Here is an 18,215-nt window from a genome sequence, read left to right as displayed (position 1 = left end):
CTATAAACGAGGTGGAAGTGAGCGCATTGATATCCCTAACCTGCTTGAACGTCAGTTTGCTGTCACCCGACCAGATCAGGTTTGGTGTGGTGATGTGACGTACATCTGGACAGGTAAGCGCTGGGCGTATCTTGCTGTTGTGTTGGATCTGTTTGCCCGCAAGCCCGTTGGCTGGGCAATGTCCTATTCACCTGATACGGAACTGACCGTGAAGGCGTTACAGATGGCGTGGGAGTTACGTGGTCGCCCTACTGGGGTCATGTTCCATAGTGATCAGGGAAGCCACTATACCAGCCGTAAATACCGCCAGGCGCTGTGGCGTTGTCAGATTAAGCAGAGTATGAGTCGGCGCGGTAACTGTTGGGATAATAGCCCGATGGAACGGTTCTTCAGGAGCTTGAAAACCGAATGGTTCCCCACCAGGGGTTATCAAAGCGTTATCGAGGCTAAAAATGCGATTACCCGCTATATCATAGGGTATTACAGTGAACTGAGACCCCATTGGTACAATGGCGGCTTAACGCCAAATGAATCAGAACGGCTGTTCCATGAACAGTCTAATGCGGTGGCCAATATTAGTTGACCACTACACTATGATGCTCAACGGGCAAGCACTGTCCAACTCCCCCGAGGATGATGAAGACGAACAGTGCGTATCAGCCGAGCAAGCGAAAGATGCGCGCGCTGCAATGGCGTCAAACTTTAAAGATTCGGGTTGCAAAATCACCTCGTGGAACATGGCCTCAGGCAATAAGCTGGAGATGGGGCTTGCGTGCATTAACGAAGAGGGGAAATCTAAAGGCAAACTCAGCGGCGTGTACACCAGCACAAGCTACGATCTCAAAGGACGCTTAGACGGCACTCATGCCCAGGCAGGATCTTATTTTATCGATATGCATATGTATGGAAAACGAATTGGCGAATGCCACTAAGCCATATTCGCACTAAAAGACTTTCCCCTTGAGGCACCAGGTTGTTTTGCGCCAGCCCATCTGGCGCTTTGTTGCTAACGCCCCAGAGCACATCGATTCAAAACACCGCTCATACAGGGAAAAAACCTGTTTCATGCACATTTAGGGTTTATGGCACCAAAAGCGGGTAAAAAGTGAAGTTAAGCAGGACTTTTCAGGCAGATCTCGCTATAACGAAACGGTATTTCATTTTTATTTTAAAAGGGATGTTTTGTGGAACGCAGTCCGCTTCTTTTCACCAATAAAAAATTTGTCTTCTTCGGTGCCACCTTCTGTTGCCTCCTCTGGGGGAGTGCCTACCCGGCGATCAAAAACGGCTATGAACTGTTTAATATCTCGCCAGATGATATCCCCAGCAAAATGGTGTTTGCCGGTTACCGCTTTTTGCTGGCTGGGCTCGTGTTGCTGATGTTTGCCGTTGCCAGCGGCAAATCAATCACCAACATGAAACCAATACATTACAAGCAGATGACTCTGTTAGGTTTAACCCAAACGTCACTGCAGTATGTGTTCTTTTATATTGGTTTGGCGTACACCACCGGTGTCGCGGGTTCCATTATGAATGCGACCAGTACTTTCTTCAGTGTGCTGCTGGCGCATTATCTCTACCAAAACGATCGGTTAAGCTTCAATAAAATTATTGGCTGCATACTGGGTTTTGCTGGCGTAATGGTGGTCAATTTCAGCCCCGACCTCACCAATTTCACCTTCACGTTGATGGGCGAAGGCTCGGTAGTGCTGGCTGCCTTTATCCTCTCTGCCGCAACGATTTATGGTAAACGTATTTCTCAACATATCGACAGCACGGTGATGACCGGCTATCAGCTTGCCATCGGCGGCCTGGTGCTCACGCTGGGTGGCTATCTGTTTGGCGGCGAATTGACGGAATTCGGTTGGCAGGCGCTGCTGCTGTTGGGTTACCTGGTTTTATTGTCTTCCGTGGCGTTTGCCCTGTGGAGCTTATTGCTAAAATACAACCGTGTGGGAATGGTCGCCCCCTTCAACTTCCTGATTCCGGTATCCGGTGCTGTACTTTCTGCCATCTTCCTCAATGAAAGTATTATGGAATGGCGCAACGTTCTGGCATTGCTGCTGGTATGTGGCGGTATTTGGCTGGTAAACCGAATTAAACAAGCCTAAAGCATCATGCCGATCAGTTAAGCACAAAAACCCCGCGGCAAAATCCTTGTTGCAGCGGGGGGAGGGTTATCAATGTAATGCTTAGGGTCGGTGATAACGCGGGCCACAAACCCGCGTTATTGGCTCTTAACGGCTCACCCTTGCTATTTGCGGGGGTTCACTCTGTTCTTGCGTCATCAACAGCAATAAACCTACCCGCCATTATTTTCGCAGTATTTTCTGCAAACGCTCCTGCTGCCAGCGGGCCAACCAGTCTTGCAAGAAAAAGACTTTTGCTCCTTGCAGCAGAATAAATGTTCCCCAGATGGCCAACGGCCAAACAAACCAGATGCTAGCCGGGGTAATAAAGTGGTTGATGGCGTACAAAAACAGGTTCACTACCACATAAACCAGCAGGTTGCGGTAGAAGTTGCTCTCTGCGGCAACCCGAGCCTTGGCGTTTTCAATCTGCTGATCCAGCGCATTATCACGTTGCTCAATATAGGGCTGCTCTCCGCTTCCAGAAATCTCTGTCACGCTGATATTAAATACGGCAGCAATAGCGCTGAGTGTCTCAAGGCTGGCCTGCTCACCATTCTCAATGCGCTGAATAGTGCGCACGCTGAGGGACGAAAGCTCCGCCAATTGTTCCTGTGACCAGGCTCTGGAAAGCCGCAGTTGTTTAATGCAATTCTGACTCATGGATATCATCCTTTATAGGCGAATGGAGGTTTCGCACACTATGCGCTGAAGGCGTTCACAGCAACAGGTCAGCAACCCGACAGTAACCTGACACCTTACCGACAGCAGAGTAAAGCACAGTTCCGCCACTCGGATAATAGGTAAAAGGAGGGATGACTTTCGATTCAGAGAGAAGGCGCAGTAATCTACAACAGACACTTTGATAAAATTTTTACCACCCGTTTATCCTTGCAGTATCGCTCCCCTTCACTGCGAGGAGCGATTTTCCCCAATGTTTAACTGGCAGTTGCCGGTTCTACCCGCCGTGGCTTAACCACCAACGGTAACAGCAGCAGAGCCGAAGCCATGGTCGTTGCCGATAGCACCAAGAAGAAGCCATCCCAACTCCAGGTTTCGAGCACTTTAGCCAGCGGCCAGCCAGACAACCCGGCCCCCAGGTAACCAAAGATGCCGACAAACCCGGTTGCCGCCCCAGCAGAATCTTTGTGCGCAGACTCTGCCGCGGCAATACCAATCAACATCTGTGGGCCAAAGATAAAAAAGCCGATAAAGAAGAAGCAGGTGGCATTAAACAGATAGCTATCAATGCGTAACAACCAGATCAACAGCACGCTGACAAAAATACCAATCATAAAAATGATATTCATCGGCACCCGGTTACCGGCAAACAGCTTATCCGAGCCCCACCCTGCCACGATGGTGCCGATAAAGCCCCCGACCTCCAGCATGGTCAAAGAAGAGTTAGCCTTCACTAGCGAATAGCCATGATTCTGTATCAGGTACAGGTTGCCCCAATCGTTAATGCCAATACGCACCACATAGACAAACACATAGGAGATCGCCAGCAGCCAGATGTATTTATTGGTGAAGATATAGCGTTTTAAAATCGCCATCAGCGGCAGTTTGCTGCTGCTTTGTTCTTGCTCCAGTTCTTGCGGATCCGCTCGCCACTGGCCCACGGTAGGCAAACCCATAGCTACCGGGCGATCGCGTAAACGAAAACAAAGGAAGCAACCGCTAACAATCGCAATCAGCCCTGGCACAATCATCCCGTAGCGCCAACCGTAATTCACGGCCAGTACCCCAGCCAGCAGCGGAATCACCGCCCCGCCGACGTTGTGCGATGTGTTGCAGATGGCCCACCAGAAGCCCCGTTCGTTGCGCGAGTACCAAGTCGTGAGCAGCTTGGAACAAGGAGCCCATCCCCATCCCTGGAAGAACGCATTCGCGATCCAGAACGCCGTCAGGGCAAACAACGACGAGCTGAAACCAAACAGAATATTGATCACCCCCGTCAGGATCAGCCCTACGCCCATAAAATAGCGTGGGTTGGCGGCATCGCTCATCACTCCAGAAATAAAACGGGAAGCACCATACATAAAATAAAACAGCGTCCCCATCAGGCCGACATCTGCCACTGTCAGCCCCAAGTCTTTCAGCATTTCTGGCATCACATAGTTAAAACTTTTGCGGGTGAAGTAATACACCGCATAACCGACGTACATACCGAGCATGATATGAATACGCCAGTAACGATAGGTGTGGTTAACCTGTTCGGCATCCGCAGTCACTGGCTGCACCGGAGCTGATTTCATCCATTTGATCATAATGTCCACCTGTCATGCAGAGAGATGAGGTTGTGAATTGCCATGGTGGGAGAGCGTTGCCAGAACCTGCGCATGCAGTCGCGGGTCGCCTGCGGCAACAACGGTGGATTTGGAATACATGGTGAGCGGCTCACCGTGCCAGTCGGTGATTTTGCCGCCTGCGCCTTCGATGATCGGCACCATGGCGCAGTAATCAACTTCGCGCATACCGCCGCTGTCGACGCTGAGATCGATGCGGCCAGCCGCCAGGCAACCGTAGGCATAGCAAGCAGCGCCGTAGATCCGCCATTTGCTGGCTTTGAGCAGATGGTTATAGCCCGCCCGATGTTCAGGCAGCACAAACTCGGTGTTACTGGTGGACATCAGAGCCTCTGCCAGATTCAGGCAGGGCCGAGTCGTGATCGGGTGGCCATTCAGCGTGCTGGGCTGCCCGGTAATACCGACCCAGCGCTCATCCAGCGCCGGAATATCAATGATCCCGACCACCGGTTGGCCGTGGTGGCACAGCGCCAGCAATGTGCCGTAAACCGGAACGCCCGCAATAAACTGTTTAGTGCCGTCGATGGGATCGATTACCCATACCCACTCTTCGTTCTGGGCTTCGGCCCCGAACTCCTCCCCCAAAATGCCATGGGAAGGAAACGCCTGGTTTAGCTGTTCGCGGATCAGTTGCTCAACTTGCTGATCAATCTGGGTGACCGGGCTGAGATCGTCTTTAGTCTCAAACTCCCGGCCACCGTAAAGGTAACGTTGGCGCTCTTGTTTAATTAATTGACGGGTCTGATCGGCGATGGATTCAGCGACCCTGGTGAAATGTTTCAGTTCCATATTCATGCTCCCAGTTGCAGGTTCTTGTGAACAACATTGCGGCTGACAGGCTCTGTTTAACGGAAGGGAAAGCCGCCGATGAACGAAGCACATAACGCTTATATGTATGTTTTATGTTTAATTTTTGTTAAACATAATCATCACTATGGTATTGAAGGGGGTTAGATACTTGAGGGATTTCTTTAGCGAAGGTAGCGAAATCGGCATAGCTCCGCCGGATCTCGAGGTACGGATGATCATTCAGGCAACACACAAACTGCTCGGCACAGGCAAATGAACCTCAGGGATAAAGCCTATCTCTCTGCCTAGGCTAGAAAAAGTGTGAACTTGTTCTAGGCTTTATTAGGTACAACCACATCATTCCGTAGTGGCTAAGGGGTTCACGATGAGCGAAAGTTTGAAAGACGGCACAATCCTGCTGTCGAGAATATTGCTGATGGTCTTATTTATTATTTTCGGCTGGATGAAGTTGACCAATTTTGGTGCCACGATCTCATCGATGGAGAGGTATGGCACGCCATTCCCCTATCTGGCAGCGATCGTTTCCGTAGTCGTTGAGTTTATTTTCGGTATCGCCATTGTCCTGGGGGCTTTTACCAGACCATTGGCAATTATTTATGCGATTTATGTGTTGGGGACAGCTCTGATTGGCCATCCATTCTGGCGGATGAGCGGAGCAGAAATGCTGGGCAATGAGATTGGTTTTTTTAAAAATATCAGTATTATCGCCGGGTTGCTGCTGCTGTCGGTCACCGGGGCAGGCCGTTTCTCGCTCGATCACAAATGGTTTAAGCAATAAACTTTTGTAGCCAACGGCGTTTCACCGTGCCGTTGGCCTCTTAATCGCAAAAAAGCCTTTGCACTTCGCAGCGCTTTCCCGATTGTTAGTTCAAACAGACAACGCTTAACGGCTGCGCTTGGCGTGGCGTTCGAAGTTTTCAGCCTTCGCTGCGGCAGACTTGCGCAACGTGACATAACAGGCACCTTCACCGCCATCACGCGGCAGAGCCCGGCAAAACGCCTGCACTTGCTCAAACTGCGCCAGCCATTTGGCCACGTAGCTGCGCACAATATTGGCATGGCTCTGATCTCCACGCCCGCGACCATGCACGATCAGCAGCGAGCGCAGGCTGTCTTGCTGCGCCTGCATAATAAAGCGGAACAGCTCCTGACGGCAGGTTTCTACCGGGCGCTTCAGCAGGTTCAAGCTGGCCTGGGGCGCATAGTGCCCACTGCGTAATTTGTCCAACACGCCCTGCTGAATCCCTTCCCCCTTGTATTCCAATGGAATATCACACGCAATAATCTCGAGAAAACCGGTACTGAGGAAATTCTCCAGCCGTAACGCCTGCGCTTCGCGGCGGGCGCGTTTGTCGACAGGATCCTGCGGTTTGAAGTACAGCGTCTGCTGCCCCTCAGATAGCGGGGTTACATCGGCCATCGCTTGCTCAAAAAAACCTTTGTCTTCGTTGATCATTTCGCTTCACTCTCAGGGAATTATGCCAGTCAATAAAGGGTCTGGGGTTCCTTGTGATGTGGGTAATAAAGAGGATTGTAAAACGCCCCGCACAGGTTGCAAGCCACGAATTGCCCACAACGGGTGAGCTTCTGAGCCATTTTCGCTATACTGCATGCCATGATCGAGTGCCGCAAAGGGAAAAAACCATGACAGTGCGTGAACTGGATATCCAGTTTCAGAATGCAATGAATGAGTTGCAGGCCAGCTTTGAAAAACAGCACCGCGAATGGCAGCAAAGCTATCAGGCTCTGCAGCAGCTGTTGGAAGAGGCCCAACAGCGTGAGGTTGCATTACGAATGCAGAATGAGCAACTGATCCGCAAGCTGAATACCGCCAGTTCCGTCCCGGAGCAGCATGCACTGATCAAGCAGATAAAAATGCTGGGAGCACATCTGGACGCTCTGGCAAAAGATGCGGCTACTTTCAATCGCTATGCCCATAGTCAGCAGCATGACACCAGCAATTTTAGCGGCGAGCAACACCGATAATTTCAGGCGCTGTGTGCAGCGTCTCCGGCCAATTAACTTCTGGCGTTCCAAGACGGTAAAACATCATCAATGACGTGGATCATCATCGCCGCCCTGATCGTGGTATTTATTATTGGCTACCGCATTCTGACTTCCGACACCCGCAAGGCGATAGATTCGCTGGCCCATCTGCTGAAAGTAAAACCGATGCTGATTGAGTCGATGCTGCAAGAAATGGGCAGCCGCAACAGCCAAACCTTTATCCGCATGCTGAATAACGGTTATACCGAAGAGATGCATCAGGCTGCCTATCTGCTGTTCATTTATCTGACGTTTGTTAAACAAGCGGACGACGAACAGATTGGGCTATGGCGTGAAACACTGTTGCGTGCAGGGCTCTCGCCCGAGTTACACGCCGAGCACACCGAAGCAGCGCTGTTTTACTTCGCTGAGCTGGATTTGGATCCGTTCGAACTGGCACAGTTTCGCCGCGCCTATAACGAGCGCTATAACCGCGAGGCATTGACTAGTTGGTGATTACGTTTACGCCATTCGCTCGGGTTGACACCATAAACCCGCAAAAATTCGCGATTAAAATTGGACTTTGTGCTGAATCCGGCTTGCCGCATGACTTCCGTGATCGGGCGCTCGCTACCGAGTAACCATTCAGCCGCTTGTTGGATACGCAGTTGATTGACGTATTGCGAAACATTCATACCCGCCTGCTGATTGATCGCTTGTGACACCTTACGCGCGGGTAATCCCGTCTTGCGCGCCAAACGTGCCAGGTTCAGATTCGGTTCCAGATACAGATCGTCCTGTAATAACCGCTGATTAATCTGTTGGAACCAGAGTTCGCCTTCCTCCGCATCAAGGGCCACGCTGACTGATGCCGTCTGAACAGGGGGTTCTATCGGCTCCGGTTGCTCCCGACCACGACCAAGCACCAGAGCCACACCGACCACCACCAACACATTACCAATAGCTGCCAATGCACCAGCATGATGGCCCGCTAACAGCGCGTAATCGAGAGCGATAGCCAGCTCGGCAAAACCACTGATAATCAACAAACCACCTAAACCGCACCAGAGCCGGTAACTCAGCCAACTGTCGGCCAGCGCAACCTGTTGCAAACTATTCTCGCCACGCCGCAAATAACCCAGAATGGCAACCCCATAACCCAAGTAGCCAACAACGATCAGCCCATCCAACGCGAACAAGGCTTTCCATTGTGCCAACAGCGTCAACAATGGTAGTAACAGGTGCCCGATATCGCGCCACCCCACTGGCCCACGAGCATAAAGCATCAGCACCAGATAGCATAATGGCGGGATCAGCGCTGCGCCCAACGGTTGCCATAAAACCACCCACGGTTGTTGATAACCAAAACGTATTCCCACCAACAAACTTTGCCAACCGCATATCAGTAACAGCAGTTGTAACAACCAACGCCGGGGTTGCGGTCGGCCAAGACGTATGAGCAAAACAACACACAGTAAGCTGAGCAAAAACGACAGAGGGATCAGCGGCATAAGCTCCTCATTACCGATTTATGGAAAGCCATTGAGTGTAGAAGCCATCGTCAGCTAAAACAATCGGTTAACGACCTGGATCGCGATCGAGGTCGCTGATGGCGAACAATGATGCCACTGTTGTTTTCCCCCATACTGATTAAGGAAACATAATGAAAAAACTGTGGTTTTTATGGTTACTGTTTAGCAGTGTGGCAACGGCTGCACCCTGGCAAACCGCCAGCCGTTTACAAACGTTTTATAACGGTGATCGTCAATTAGTGAGCCGTATTTATTACCCCACCAGTGCCAATGGCCCGCAACAGATGGTCGGTGATAGGCTCGTTTTTGCAGGCATTAATGCGCAGCCTGATGCACTACCTGCGACCGGGCATTTTCCTTTAATTGTACTAAGCCACGGCAGTGGCGGTAACAATAGCAGCCAAGCCTGGTTAGCACAGGCGCTGGTATAACAAGGGGCGATCGTGGTCGCGGCTAATCATCCGGGCAGCACTAGCGGTAATTCAGTTCCAGCGCAGTCGATACTTCTCTGGCAGCAGACGCAAGATATTTCAGCACTGATTGACGCCATGCTGGGTGACGTAACTTGGCACCCACGTATTAACACGCAGTCAATTGGCGTAATGGGCCATTCCAAGGGGGGCTACAGCGCTATCGCAACCATTGGCGGCCAAGTCACCTTGCAGGATTTTGCAACGGGCTGCCAACGCCTGCCAAATTCACCAAACTGCCAATTCTACCAAGGAGTAGAACTGGATAAAGTGTCCACGGCCGCGTTCAATGCCAACTATACCGACAGCAGAATCCACTTTGCGGTTGCACTCGATCCAGGCATGGTACCTTATTTGCAACCCAGCAGCCTGCGGCGGTTAAGTGCCCCACTCCTGGTCGTCGCAGCGCAGCACTACATGCCGGGCAATGCTGATGATGGCTTGGGAAGTACCTCACTGGCTGCATACAGTGGTCAACATGCAATTACTGCAGTAACACTACCCAATGCCAATCACTTCGACTTTCTGCCGCAATGTAATGCAAAAGCTTTGGTGATTTTGGCGCAAGAAGGGGAAACTTTTATCTGCACTTCAGCAGCATTACAGCGCGAACAAGCCCATAAACACAGCATCAGCGCAGTGCTGGCTTTTATGCAACCGTGGTTATCTGCTCCAGTTGCGGAATAAGGTGTGCTGAAGGGTAAAAGAGAAGCGATTAGTCAGGAATATTTCAAAAAAGAAGACACCCGGTAAACCGGGTGTCTGAATACTTAGCTGATGACGCGGAGCTGTTAACGGCCCGCCATCCTTACTTATTTAGCGGCTGGAGCAGCAGCTTTGGCTTTGTGGTGCTTTTTAGCTGCCTGGGCTTTTTGCTCTGGAGCTTTTTTGCTGTGTTTTTTGGCTTTAGCGGCCTGAGCTTTCTGCTCTGGGGCTTTTTTGCTGTGTTTCTTGGCTTTAGCGGCCTGAGCTTTTTGCTCTGGGGCTTTCTTGCTGTGCTTTTTAGCTTTAGCAGCCTGAGCTTTCTGCTCTGGAGCTTTGCTCATAGCTTTCTTGTGCTCTTTCTTATGATGAGTAGCTTTTGCAGGAGCCTTGTCACCATGTGCTGGAGCAGCCATGGTATCAGTCGCTGCCGGGGCAGCAGCCGGTGCTGCAGTATCAGCAGCGAAAGCCATTGAAGACAGACCCATAGTGGCAGCAACGATCAACGCTAATACTTTTTTCATCTTTAGTTCCTCAGAGAGTGTTTTTCGGTAAGCCCCGGTTGGGCCGTTGAACAGATAATAATGCAATCAATTCAGCGCTTCCGTGAGTGATTGGTTTCGCCGAGTAACCAAATGTACAAAGCAGCTAGACCCTGTACTGCGGGGTAATTGTTCAGCCCAAGAGACCCAACTTGCTGCCAGTTGCTAAAGATGGCCGCCATCATCGTTCAAAAAATGGTCTATAATTATCCGATGTGTTCCGCAATGGAGAGTCTGATGTTCAAGAAAGCTGAAAAAATAGAACGAGACATCGATCAGGATCTGGCCCTGCTGGCCGATACGCTGGATGAGGTATTACGCGACTCCACCAGCAAAACCCAAGAGGAGCTCAGTGAGTTACATCGCAAGGCAAAAAGCGTTTTGCACGATGCCCGTGCTCGATTCAACGACTCCAGCAGCAACCTGACCCAACATGCACGTGACGTGGCAAACCATGCCGACAGCTACGTTCGCGATAAACCTTGGCAGGGTGTCGGTATGGGTGCCGCCGTTGGCATCGTCATCGGCCTCCTGCTCGCCCGGCGTTAAACACCCCTGTAGCTAAAAAGATGAAATAGATGTGCGTCTGGCCCGCAGGAAACTGCGGGCCGTTTAGTTTCCACGCCCGATAACCTCTGCTAGCCTGGCGACAACCCGTTCGACGTCTGCATATTGCGAGAAGTTGGTAAACCCCATCAGCAAACCGTTCGCACTGGTGGTAGCTATCTGCCAGTTTGACAACGCTTGCACCGCCAACCCCTGTTGCCAGGCCTGTTGCGCCAATTCATGGTCATTCAGCCCCGCTTTCAACTGTGCCAACAACTGGATACCACCGGCCTGCGCAACCACCGTCAACTCGTTTGCCAGGCGTTGCCCCAGCGCTTGGGCCAGCCATTCGCGCCGTTGTCGATACAATGGCCGCATCCGCTTTAAATGGCGGTAGAAATGCCCATCGTTGATAAAATCAGCAACCGCAGCCTGCATCAGCGGTGGGCAACCACACATACGCAGGTAGCTACACGCCTCAAAAGCCGCCACCTGACAGGCTGGCACCACCAAATAGGCTAACCGCAGTGCCGGGAACAGCGTTTTGCTGAACGTACCGGCGTACAATACCCTGCCTTGACGATCGAGGCTTTTCAGCGGTGGCAGTGGCCTGCCGTGATAACGGAACTCACTGTCATAATCATCCTCCACGATCCAAGCCGATTGCTGCTGCGCCCATTCCAGTAATGCCATACGCCGCGCCAGGCTGAGGGAAATACCCAGCGGGCTCTGATGGGTCGGTGTCAATACTGCCAAACGGGCATCGGGCCGCAGAGCGATACCGGCAGCAATATCCATCCCTTCATCATCAACAGGTATCGGTATTGTTTGCATTCCGGCGATTTTTAACAAAGGTTGCGTGATCGGATACCCAGGATCCTCAAGCCAGACGGCATCTCCTGGCCGCAAGAGTGTGCTGATAATCAGATCCAGTAAAGCCTGATAACCCGCACAGATAAAAACCTGTTCCGGCTGACAAACAATTCCGCGCGAAAGATGCAGATAATGCGCAATCGCTGTTCGCAACTCTGGCAAACCGCTTGCAGGAGGGTGTGCCATGGCGGCAGTTGTTGTGCTGCGTAGTTGCCGGGCAACGATACGCTGCCACACCGTGCGTGGAAAAACGTCCAGCGCGGGCAGCCCAAGTTGAAAAGGCGGGATCTGCCTTTCGGGGCGAAAAGCTGGGGGGGCAATAACCGGCAAAGGTTCAATCGCCGCCAATGTGCTGCGCCCCGTAAGATCCAGCAATTGTGCTGACACATAGGTTCCCGCTTGCCCACGACTTTGTAAAAAGCCCTCGGCAACCAGGGCTGCATAAGCATTTTCTACCGTGGCACGCGCCACGCCCAGATCGCTTGCCAACCCACGGACTGAAGGCAGCCGGGCATTGGCCACCAGCGTTCCTTGGGTAATCGCATCTTTGATGCGCAGGTAGATCTGCCGATACAGCGGTTCCGCCAGTTGGTTATCCAACCGCAGAGAAGCGAGAATATGACGCATTATGGCCTGGTTAAATAATCATTTTATGCCCCTATAGCATAGACCATATTGCCACTAAAGTAGCATTCAACAATTTGTTGGACGATACATGAGGTTGAACATGAGTAAGCAGCGTTTGAAGTATTCCGAACTGTCACCAGCGCCTTACAAAGGCATGCTGAGCGCGTTAACCGGGTTGGATCAGGGTTCTCTGGATAAGGCGATCATCGAGTTGATCTTTATGCGCGTCTCGCAGATCAACGGTTGTGCCTACTGCTTGGATATGCACGGCAAAGCGCTACGCGAATCAGGCACCAGCAATACCAAACTCGATACGCTGGCAGGCTGGCGCGTCAGTCATGAATTCAGTGAACGCGAGCGCGCTGCTTTGGAGTGGGCGGAATCCGTCACGCAGATCGTCACCAGTGGAACACCGGACAACGCTTTTGCCGCTTTGAAAGCCCATTTCAGCGACGCCGAAATCAGCGATCTGACTTTTGCCATCAGCATCATGAACGCCTTTAACCGGTTGGCCGTCAGCATGCGTCAATAACCCTCTAGGCTCCCGCCGCCTATAAAAGCCCCGTCGAAGGCGGGGCTACCCACACATCAGAAGAAATGTGACAACGCCAGCAACGACAGCGAAACGTTAATCGCGCCACCGATACGCGTGGCGATCTGGGCGAATGGCATCAGCGACATACGGTTACCCGCAGTCAGGATCGCCACATCCCCCGTACCGCCCTGCCCGCTCTGGCAACAGGAAACGATGGCGACATCGATCGGGTGCATCCCGATCTTCTTGCCGACAACGAAACCGGTGCCCACCAGCGCGCACACCGTTGTCACAATCACGATCAAGTTCTGCACGGTGAAGGCATTGACCAATTCCTGCCACGGCGTGATCGCCACCCCCACGGCAAACAGAATGGGATAAGTCACCGCAGTACGGAAAAATTTATACACCACCTGCGACCCCTCCTGAATGCGCGGAGAGACTCCGTGCGCCAGTTTCACCGCTACGGCAGCAAACAGCATACCGACCGGTGCGGGCAGGCCAATCAGCCGGTTCAGTAACATCCCAACCATATACAACAGAATCGCCAACAGAGCCCCACAGGCAATAGTGCTGACATCCACCATCTTGCCACTGGCCTGCTCAGCCACAGGCATCTCGCTATCCCCCTGTTTGCTTGGCATCAGGCTGCCTTCACCGGTCAAATGCGGATAACGTTTCCCCATCTGGTTGAGCAACCCGGCGATCACTATGGCGGTCAGACCGCCCAGCATCACGATCGGCAGAATGCGCCCCAGTGCCACACCCTGCTCCATATGCAAGATGGCGGCATACCCCATCGACAGCGGAATCGCCCCTTCCCCGACACCACCGGCCATGATCGGCAGGATCAGGAAGAAGAAGATCTGGAACGGCTCCAAGCCTAATGCCATCCCGACCCCCATCCCGACCAACATGCCAACAACTTCGCCACACAGCATAGGAACGAAGATCCGCAGGAACCCCTGAATCAGCACCTGGCGATTCATGCTCATAATGCTGCCGACGATAATGCAGCAAATGTAGAGATAAAGAATATTGGTCGACTTATAGAATTTGGTGGTGGACTCCACCACCACATCCGGCAGCAAACCATAATGCACCAGCGCGGAAGGAATAAAGGTGGCGCAGATGGCTGCCGCCCCCATTTTCCCTACTAACGGCAAACGCTTACCGAATTCACCACAGGCAAAACCAAAGAAGGCCAGCGTTGCCACCATCACCACAATATCGCTGGGTAATTTACCTGCCAGACAATCGAGTAAAATAAGTCCCCCGGCCAGAATAAAGAATGGCAGCGGAATAATACCTATTTTGTAATTATCCAGAATGTGCCACCACTTTTCGCGTAGCGAACGTGGGGGATTTTTATCTTTGGCAACGAGGTAGGAATCATCGGTTGTGCTCATAATCTGGCCTCTTATTTATTTGTCCGGCCATCATAGAGAAATGCGCAGATTAACCGCTGTGATTGTGTTCAAAATTAAACAGGGTTTTTAATGGTGGTTATGGTTTCTATGGTGTTAATTGGCGTTATGTAAAATAATGCGTGGAGTTAATGGTGTTAATAATACTGTCATTTTAAATTTTACTGGCTTTATTGCACGACAATGCACTTATTAACCCGCACTATAAAGCTGCGCAGGCAGTCACAACTTGATCAGGAGCAACATTACTTTAAGCATGTCTCATGCTAGGGTAAACGCTCAAACAGACTTCAAGGCCAGTAACACGCCATGCGGATAAAACTCTCTTTTCAAATCAAGCTGTTTCTCTGCCTGGTGGCCTTTTCCTCTATGCTCTTGACGTTAATTGGCGCTTACACCTACTACCAATTGGATGCGCAATTGCATCGCGATCTCGGGGCTCGCGCCCAACTACAGGCACGGGAAATTGCCCTGATCCCAACGCTGATCAATGCGGTAAAACATAATGATACCGACGGTATTGCCGCACTGATGAATAAAATCCGTGCCCGCAGCGATGCCAGTTATATTGTGATCGGTGATAAGCGCACTATGCATCTTTACCATTCCGAACACAGTGATTTCCTGGGTACGCCAATGATAGGGGGGGATAATAAAGAAGTCCTGGAAGGGAAAAGCATCATTTCTATCCGCAAAGGAGGAATTGGCGTTTCATTACGCAGCAAAGCCCCCATTATGGATGAAAATAACCGGGTGATTGGCATTGTTTCGGTAGGTTATCTGAAATCCCAGATTGATAGTTTAAACACCCACACTCTGACACAAATTGTCGGCTCTATTGTCCTGCTATTAATCGCTTTGTTTATTTTCTCTTGGTTATTATCCAAAAACTTAAAGCGTCAGATGTTTTCCCTGGAACCCAAAGAAATTGCGCTGCTGGTGCGCCAGCAAAAAGCCCTGCTGGAAGCCATTTATGAAGGAGTGATCGCCGTCGATCCGCAATTGCGCATCATCACCATCAACCATGCCGCCCGTGAGCTGCTGGATCTGCGCCAACCGGCCAGCAGCCTGATGGGGCGTGAAATCGGCGCAGTGATCCAGTCGCAACCCGATTTCTTCAGCATTACTCAGTTAGAGCAGGATACGCACGACGAAGTGTGCCGCTTCAACCACGCGCGGGTGATCGCCAGCCGGGTCAGGATCATGCAGGAAGAGGAATTGCAGGGTTGGGTGATCAGTTTTCGTGACAAAAATGACATCAATACCCTCAGCAGCCAGCTCAGCCAGGTGAAACGTTATGCCGATAATCTGCGTATCATGCGCCACGAACAGTTGAACTGGACCGCCACTCTGGCCGGTTTGCTGCATATGCAACGTTATGACGAAGCTGTCCGCTACGTGGAGACTCAGTCTGAAGGTGCACAGGAGATCCTCGATTTTATCTCTCAACGCTTCAGTTCTGCCGCGTTATGCGGCCTGCTGCTGGGCAAGTACGCCAGCGCGCATGAAAAAGGCATTGAACTGCGTTTTGATCCGGCCTGTCAGCTGCGCCAACTCCCGGCATCACTCAACGAAACCGAGCTGATGTCGATTATCGGCAACTTGCTGGATAATGCGGTGGATGCCACACTGCGTTGTGCTGCGCCGCACGACGCGGTAGAACTCTATATTAATGACAGCAGCAATGAACTGGTGATTGAAGTGGCAGATCGCGGCCCCGGCATCGCAGCGCAAGTGCGTGATACGCTGTTTGAACAAGGCGTCACCACCAAAGACAAAGGCGATCACGGCATTGGCTTGCATCTGGTGGCCAGCCACGTTGCACAGGCACACGGCAATATAGAAGTGTCGGATAACGATCCGCACGGCGCTATTTTCTCTCTGTTTATACCCATGACTTAAGCCCCCGGACTCACTCTATGCAACATGAAACACTGGACGTTCTGATCGTGGAAGATGAGCCGCAGTTAGCCACACTGCATACTGAATTTCTCGAGAAGAATTTTAACCTGCGGGTCATTGCCCATGCCGCCACGCTGGCAGAAGCCAAAACCAAAGTTAACGTTCATCAACCGCGCCTGATCCTGCTGGACAATTTTCTGCCGGATGGTCAAGGAATTACACTGATGGAAGAAGCGGCGGTGAAAAACCCGGCCTGTTCAGTGATCTTCATCACTGCGGCCAGCGATATGCACACCTGCAGCCAGGCGATCCGCAACGGCGCGTTCGACTATATTATCAAACCGGTGTCTTACCATCGGCTACGCAATTCATTGGAGCGCTTTATCCAGTTTGCTCAGACGCAGCGCACGTTCAAAGTGATCGATCAGAGCAATGTTGATGCACTGTATAACCTGCACGCCAAACAGTTTTCTAGCGAAACCGGTACTAAAGGGATCGAAGCCAACACGCTGGAACTGGTAAAGGCGTTATTCATTAATCAACCGGATGTCGCACATGCGGTAGAAGATGTCGTTGAGCAGGTCGGCATCAGCAAAACCACCGCGCGCCGCTACCTGGAGCACTGTGTCGCCACGCAGTTCGTACGCGTCGAGATGCTATACGGCAATATCGGCCATCCACGGCGGTTGTATCGTAAGGTTTAAAGGGAAATGATTAAGTTTTCAATTTGAAAACTTAATCATATGGATGTATAATGTTTTCAAGTTGAAAACAAGGTTGAGGGATTAACGTTGCATGTGATCAGCAGACAGCCGTTTAACGAGGCAGCCAATAAATTTCCGAACAGCGAACTGGCGCTTTTTGATTTGATGAGGGTTTTGGAGAAGCATAATTTCGGTAGCCCAGACGAAATGAAAACAGTGATCCAGTCTTTAGACAACTTCAAGCATCGTAAAAAGTGGTGGGTCATTGATGTATCTGGTAATACATTGCGTCTTATAGCTTTCATTGATTTTGAAAAACATAAGCTTTTTGTTAAACACATTATTACTCATGCCGAATACGACAAGTTAACCAAGTATTATAGGGAGCATAAAGAATGACTATTGCATCTCACAACAGCAAAAACGGCATCGATGCAACTACTGCAGAAGGCATGATCGCCACATTCGTCAACGCAGTGAAATGCATTCCGCTTATGGCAGGCGGTAAAAGCGCGGCAGAGTATAAAAAAGCCCTTGAACTGATCGAATACCTTATCGATAGGGATGATTTGAGCAACCCGTTGTTTGAACCGCTAGCGGCGAAAATAGCTGAATATGAACAAAATGCACCGGAATTTGAGAGTTTCAACCACCGTATAGCCGAGATCCCTGATGGTATTGCAGCTTTACGCACTCTAATGGACCAATATGGACTCAAACCAGCAGATCTGGCCGATGAACTGGGGTCCAAAAGTAATGTGAGCAACATTTTGAATGGCCGCCGCGCATTAACAGTTCAACATATAAAAGCTCTGGCTGCGCGTTTTAATGTTCCAGCAGATCTGTTTATTTAGCCATTTAAGAGTGACATATATACCCAAAATAATTCGAGTTGCTTGTAGGCGGCAACTGAGTGAAGCCCTAGGAGCATAGATAGCTATGTGACTAGGGTGAATGACAAATCTGCTTGGCAGATTTGAACGCCGCTTGCGGCGGCCCCGAAGGGGCAAGGCCCAGCATGGGCCGAGTCACGCGGCCAACACCCAAGCAACTTGAAGTATGACGGGTATAATATTGCCAATTTACCCGGCCAGCTTATTTAGCCGGGTAAACCCTATTTT

22 protein-coding genes are annotated in these 18,215 nt (G+C 51.1%); 14 read left to right on the top strand and 8 right to left on the bottom strand.

The annotated features are described in order from the left end of the window. From IV04_RS19085 to IV04_RS19075, 3 genes are all read left to right on the top strand, one after another. Positions 1 to 583 (top strand): IS3 family transposase (locus IV04_RS19085; protein WP_037403943.1); only part of this gene is annotated, 583 nt, incomplete at its 5' end. 10 nt (positions 584 to 593) lie between these two features. Continuing rightward, entirely contained in the window at positions 594 to 932 is a 339-nt protein-coding gene (locus IV04_RS19080) for a DUF3617 family protein (protein ID WP_161782105.1), read from the top strand. Positions 933 to 1,184: 252 nt separating this feature from the next. Continuing rightward, the gene (locus IV04_RS19075) at positions 1,185 to 2,111 is read left to right on the top strand and encodes a DMT family transporter (RefSeq protein WP_037403942.1); all 927 of its coding nucleotides are present in this window, start codon (positions 1,185 to 1,187) and stop codon (positions 2,109 to 2,111) included. Between the two features lie 201 nt (positions 2,112 to 2,312). Here IV04_RS19075 and IV04_RS19070 read toward each other — a convergent pair whose 3' ends face one another. The 3 genes from IV04_RS19070 to IV04_RS19060 all read right to left on the bottom strand — a co-directional run bounded on the left by IV04_RS19070 (position 2,313) and on the right by IV04_RS19060 (position 5,227). Continuing rightward, on the bottom strand, positions 2,313 to 2,792 hold the full coding sequence (locus IV04_RS19070) for a 2TM domain-containing protein (protein WP_037403941.1): 480 nt from the start codon (positions 2,790 to 2,792) through the stop codon (positions 2,313 to 2,315). A 275-nt stretch (positions 2,793 to 3,067) separates the two neighbouring features. Further along, positions 3,068 to 4,399, bottom strand: a complete 1,332-nt coding sequence (gene uhpC / locus IV04_RS19065) for an MFS transporter family glucose-6-phosphate receptor UhpC (RefSeq protein WP_037403940.1) — start codon at positions 4,397 to 4,399, stop codon at positions 3,068 to 3,070. Between the two features lie 12 nt (positions 4,400 to 4,411). Beyond that, on the bottom strand, positions 4,412 to 5,227 hold the full coding sequence (locus tag IV04_RS19060) for an inositol monophosphatase family protein (protein ID WP_037403938.1): 816 nt from the start codon (positions 5,225 to 5,227) through the stop codon (positions 4,412 to 4,414). A 385-nt stretch (positions 5,228 to 5,612) separates the two neighbouring features. Between IV04_RS19060 and IV04_RS19055 the strand changes: the two genes are divergently transcribed. Next, positions 5,613 to 6,026, top strand: coding sequence for a DoxX family protein (locus IV04_RS19055; protein ID WP_037403937.1), 414 nt, complete (start codon positions 5,613 to 5,615; stop codon positions 6,024 to 6,026). Positions 6,027 to 6,131: 105 nt separating this feature from the next. Here the strand turns inward: IV04_RS19055 and smrA are convergent, their stop codons facing one another. After that, positions 6,132 to 6,704, bottom strand: a complete 573-nt coding sequence (gene smrA / locus IV04_RS19050; protein ID WP_037403936.1) for a DNA endonuclease SmrA — start codon at positions 6,702 to 6,704, stop codon at positions 6,132 to 6,134. 188 nt (positions 6,705 to 6,892) lie between these two features. Between smrA and IV04_RS19045 the strand changes: the two genes are divergently transcribed. Then, on the top strand, positions 6,893 to 7,234 hold the full coding sequence (locus IV04_RS19045; protein ID WP_037403935.1) for an MbeD/MobD family mobilization/exclusion protein: 342 nt from the start codon (positions 6,893 to 6,895) through the stop codon (positions 7,232 to 7,234). A 69-nt stretch (positions 7,235 to 7,303) separates the two neighbouring features. Further along, positions 7,304 to 7,750 (top strand): DUF1198 family protein, encoded by a 447-nt coding sequence (locus IV04_RS19040; RefSeq protein ID WP_037403933.1) that lies wholly within the window; start codon positions 7,304 to 7,306, stop codon positions 7,748 to 7,750. On the opposite strand, the gene IV04_RS19035 is transcribed toward IV04_RS19040, so the two are convergent. Then, positions 7,720 to 8,745, bottom strand: a complete 1,026-nt coding sequence (locus IV04_RS19035) for an AraC family transcriptional regulator (RefSeq protein ID WP_037403932.1) — start codon at positions 8,743 to 8,745, stop codon at positions 7,720 to 7,722. The two genes, IV04_RS19040 and IV04_RS19035, sit on opposite strands and share 31 nt — an antisense overlap. A gap of 152 nt (positions 8,746 to 8,897) precedes the next feature. On the opposite strand from IV04_RS19035, the gene IV04_RS26860 reads away from it, so the two are divergent. Then, positions 8,898 to 9,197, top strand: a complete 300-nt coding sequence (locus tag IV04_RS26860) for a hypothetical protein (protein WP_037403930.1) — start codon at positions 8,898 to 8,900, stop codon at positions 9,195 to 9,197. Between the two features lie 12 nt (positions 9,198 to 9,209). After that, positions 9,210 to 9,923 (top strand): hypothetical protein, encoded by a 714-nt coding sequence (locus IV04_RS19025; RefSeq protein WP_037403928.1) that lies wholly within the window; start codon positions 9,210 to 9,212, stop codon positions 9,921 to 9,923. A gap of 125 nt (positions 9,924 to 10,048) precedes the next feature. On the opposite strand, the gene asr is transcribed toward IV04_RS19025, so the two are convergent. After that, positions 10,049 to 10,462, bottom strand: a complete 414-nt coding sequence (asr, locus tag IV04_RS19020; protein WP_037403926.1) for an acid resistance repetitive basic protein Asr — start codon at positions 10,460 to 10,462, stop codon at positions 10,049 to 10,051. A 255-nt stretch (positions 10,463 to 10,717) separates the two neighbouring features. Here asr and IV04_RS19015 point away from each other — a divergent pair, with 255 nt between their 5' ends. Next, positions 10,718 to 11,029 (top strand): YqjD family protein, encoded by a 312-nt coding sequence (locus tag IV04_RS19015; RefSeq protein ID WP_037403946.1) that lies wholly within the window; start codon positions 10,718 to 10,720, stop codon positions 11,027 to 11,029. A 63-nt stretch (positions 11,030 to 11,092) separates the two neighbouring features. Here IV04_RS19015 and IV04_RS19010 read toward each other — a convergent pair whose 3' ends face one another. Next, positions 11,093 to 12,526: a PLP-dependent aminotransferase family protein gene (locus tag IV04_RS19010; protein WP_037403924.1), complete on the bottom strand. Its 1,434-nt coding sequence runs from the start codon at positions 12,524 to 12,526 to the stop codon at positions 11,093 to 11,095. A gap of 100 nt (positions 12,527 to 12,626) precedes the next feature. On the opposite strand from IV04_RS19010, the gene IV04_RS19005 reads away from it, so the two are divergent. Continuing rightward, entirely contained in the window at positions 12,627 to 13,058 is a 432-nt protein-coding gene (locus IV04_RS19005; protein ID WP_037403923.1) for a carboxymuconolactone decarboxylase family protein, read from the top strand. A gap of 56 nt (positions 13,059 to 13,114) precedes the next feature. Here IV04_RS19005 and IV04_RS19000 read toward each other — a convergent pair whose 3' ends face one another. Continuing rightward, entirely contained in the window at positions 13,115 to 14,470 is a 1,356-nt protein-coding gene (locus tag IV04_RS19000; protein WP_037403922.1) for a 2-hydroxycarboxylate transporter family protein, read from the bottom strand. A 327-nt stretch (positions 14,471 to 14,797) separates the two neighbouring features. Between IV04_RS19000 and IV04_RS18995 the strand changes: the two genes are divergently transcribed. The 4 genes from IV04_RS18995 (at position 14,798) to IV04_RS18980 (ending at position 17,948) form a co-directional block, all read left to right on the top strand. Further along, positions 14,798 to 16,390: a sensor histidine kinase gene (locus IV04_RS18995; protein WP_037403920.1), complete on the top strand. Its 1,593-nt coding sequence runs from the start codon at positions 14,798 to 14,800 to the stop codon at positions 16,388 to 16,390. A 17-nt stretch (positions 16,391 to 16,407) separates the two neighbouring features. After that, positions 16,408 to 17,094: a response regulator gene (locus tag IV04_RS18990; protein ID WP_037403919.1), complete on the top strand. Its 687-nt coding sequence runs from the start codon at positions 16,408 to 16,410 to the stop codon at positions 17,092 to 17,094. A gap of 87 nt (positions 17,095 to 17,181) precedes the next feature. Then, positions 17,182 to 17,493, top strand: coding sequence for a type II toxin-antitoxin system HigB family toxin (locus IV04_RS18985; protein WP_037403918.1), 312 nt, complete (start codon positions 17,182 to 17,184; stop codon positions 17,491 to 17,493). Then, positions 17,490 to 17,948 (top strand): type II toxin-antitoxin system HigA family antitoxin, encoded by a 459-nt coding sequence (locus tag IV04_RS18980; protein ID WP_037403916.1) that lies wholly within the window; start codon positions 17,490 to 17,492, stop codon positions 17,946 to 17,948. Before IV04_RS18985 ends, IV04_RS18980 begins: the two co-directional genes overlap by 4 nt. Positions 17,949 to 18,215 lie beyond the last annotated feature (267 nt).

This window comes from Serratia sp. Ag1 (genome assembly GCF_000743355.1).
Taxonomy (GTDB): Bacteria; Pseudomonadota; Gammaproteobacteria; order Enterobacterales; family Enterobacteriaceae; genus Chania.
Note: the sequence above shows the minus strand (reverse complement) of the source record. Positions and strands in the feature narration are given on the sequence as shown.

Excerpts from the sequence above, each read along its gene's own strand:
- IV04_RS19080 (WP_161782105.1), top strand. The coding sequence starts at position 594 with ATGATGCTCAACGGGCAAGCACTGTCCAACTCCCCCGAGGATGATGAA.
- uhpC (WP_037403940.1), bottom strand. The coding sequence starts at position 4,399 with ATGATCAAATGGATGAAATCAGCTCCGGTGCAGCCAGTGACTGCGGAT.
- IV04_RS19015 (WP_037403946.1), top strand. The coding sequence starts at position 10,718 with ATGTTCAAGAAAGCTGAAAAAATAGAACGAGACATCGATCAGGATCTG.
- IV04_RS19040 (WP_037403933.1), top strand. The coding sequence starts at position 7,304 with ATGACGTGGATCATCATCGCCGCCCTGATCGTGGTATTTATTATTGGC.
- IV04_RS19000 (WP_037403922.1), bottom strand. The coding sequence starts at position 14,470 with ATGAGCACAACCGATGATTCCTACCTCGTTGCCAAAGATAAAAATCCC.
- IV04_RS18995 (WP_037403920.1), top strand. The coding sequence starts at position 14,798 with ATGCGGATAAAACTCTCTTTTCAAATCAAGCTGTTTCTCTGCCTGGTG.
- IV04_RS19035 (WP_037403932.1), bottom strand. The coding sequence starts at position 8,745 with ATGCCGCTGATCCCTCTGTCGTTTTTGCTCAGCTTACTGTGTGTTGTT.
- IV04_RS19055 (WP_037403937.1), top strand. The coding sequence starts at position 5,613 with ATGAGCGAAAGTTTGAAAGACGGCACAATCCTGCTGTCGAGAATATTG.
- IV04_RS19045 (WP_037403935.1), top strand. The coding sequence starts at position 6,893 with ATGACAGTGCGTGAACTGGATATCCAGTTTCAGAATGCAATGAATGAG.
- smrA (WP_037403936.1), bottom strand. The coding sequence starts at position 6,704 with ATGATCAACGAAGACAAAGGTTTTTTTGAGCAAGCGATGGCCGATGTA.
- IV04_RS19010 (WP_037403924.1), bottom strand. The coding sequence starts at position 12,526 with ATGCGTCATATTCTCGCTTCTCTGCGGTTGGATAACCAACTGGCGGAA.
- IV04_RS18980 (WP_037403916.1), top strand. The coding sequence starts at position 17,490 with ATGACTATTGCATCTCACAACAGCAAAAACGGCATCGATGCAACTACT.
- IV04_RS18990 (WP_037403919.1), top strand. The coding sequence starts at position 16,408 with ATGCAACATGAAACACTGGACGTTCTGATCGTGGAAGATGAGCCGCAG.
- IV04_RS19070 (WP_037403941.1), bottom strand. The coding sequence starts at position 2,792 with ATGAGTCAGAATTGCATTAAACAACTGCGGCTTTCCAGAGCCTGGTCA.
- IV04_RS26860 (WP_037403930.1), top strand. The coding sequence starts at position 8,898 with ATGAAAAAACTGTGGTTTTTATGGTTACTGTTTAGCAGTGTGGCAACG.
- IV04_RS19060 (WP_037403938.1), bottom strand. The coding sequence starts at position 5,227 with ATGGAACTGAAACATTTCACCAGGGTCGCTGAATCCATCGCCGATCAG.
- asr (WP_037403926.1), bottom strand. The coding sequence starts at position 10,462 with ATGAAAAAAGTATTAGCGTTGATCGTTGCTGCCACTATGGGTCTGTCT.
- IV04_RS19005 (WP_037403923.1), top strand. The coding sequence starts at position 12,627 with ATGAGTAAGCAGCGTTTGAAGTATTCCGAACTGTCACCAGCGCCTTAC.